The following is a 1,288-nucleotide window of genomic DNA, read 5'->3' as shown; positions in this document are numbered from 1 at the left end:
GCCCGTCGCCTGGTCATCTTCGCCAGCGAGGACGTGGGCATGGCCGACCCCGGGGCGCTGAGCGTGGCGACCGCGGCCGCGCACGCGGTCGAGTACGTCGGGTTGCCCGAAGCGCAGCTCAACCTCGCCCAGGCGGTGATCCACCTGGCCACCGCGCCCAAGTCGAACTCGGCCACCACCGCCATCGGCGCCGCCATCGCCGACGTCCGGGCCGGTCGCGGTGGCCCGGTGCCGCGAGGGCTGCGCGACGCGCACTACGCCGGCGCCCGAGGGTTGGGCCACGGGACCGGCTACCGCTACCCGCACGACGACCAGCGCGGCGTGGTCACCCAGCAGTACGTCCCGGACGACCTGGTGGGCACCGACTACTACCAGCCCAGCCCGCACGGCGCGGAGCGGTCGGTGGCCACCAGGTTGCCGCTGCTGCGCCGGATCGTGCGTGGTCTGCCGGCTCCGGCCGCGCGCCCGCAGACGCCGACATCCGAGCCGTCCGTAACGGCGCAGACCGCGCCAGCGCTATCCCCGGGGGCCGCCCGTCCGACGACGGGCACGGATGCCCCCGGCACGATGCAGGACAGCGGCACCGACGCCGCAGGAGAGGGTCAACAGTGAGATCGCGTGGTGGGGACCGCCCGGACGAGGGCCCGGACGAGCGGCGCGATCCCCGCGCCAAGACCCGCCGTTGGGGTCGCGGCCGGGCTGCTGAGCCCGAGCCGGAGGAGCCGGTCGCCGGCGAGGAGTTCGGCTGGATCGACGATCTGCGCTCGGCCAAGCAGCAACGCTCCGAGCTGGGCCCGGACGGCGCACCGGCGGAGCCGAACCGGCCCCGCGGGGGTATGCCGCCGGCAGACCCGGCCGGGCCTCCGGCACAACCCGCCCCGCGTACGGCGGGAGAGCCGGCCGGTGCGCGCGGCAGTGCGCCGGAGCCCTCGGCGCCGCCGGCTCCGCGTCAGAGTGAACCGGGCGGTGCCGCCGCCCGTCGACCAGTCGACGGGCCCTGGCCCGGGGAGACGCCGCCAGCGGGTCGTCGCCCGGACAACCGGCCACCCGCATCCGGCCCCGCATCCGGCCCCGCAGCCGGGCAGCCGCCACGCCGCGGCGTTCAGCCGGTGCCCGGCGCCCGCGGTGCCGTGCCACAGTCGCCACCCCCCGCTCGCCCGGGCGGGGGTGACCCGGCCGGCCCGCCGGGGCCTCGCCGACCCCCGGCTCGCCAGCGAGGCGCAGCGACCCACCACCGCGACCAACTGCGCGGACGTGATGAACTACCGCCTCACCGTGGCCGGCAACG

The 1,288-nt window shown here is 77.6% G+C and carries 1 pseudogene; it reads left to right on the top strand.

Annotated features, from left to right (window positions below):
* Positions 1-612, top strand: a pseudogene (locus ABZ749_RS35355) (replication-associated recombination protein A); the annotation flags it as partial.
* Between the last annotated feature and the right edge of the window lie 676 nt (positions 613-1,288).

The organism is Micromonospora sp. NPDC047753, from assembly GCF_040642735.1.
Lineage (GTDB): Bacteria > Actinomycetota > Actinomycetes > Mycobacteriales > Micromonosporaceae > Micromonospora.
This window is presented reverse-complemented; position numbering and strand designations above follow the sequence as displayed.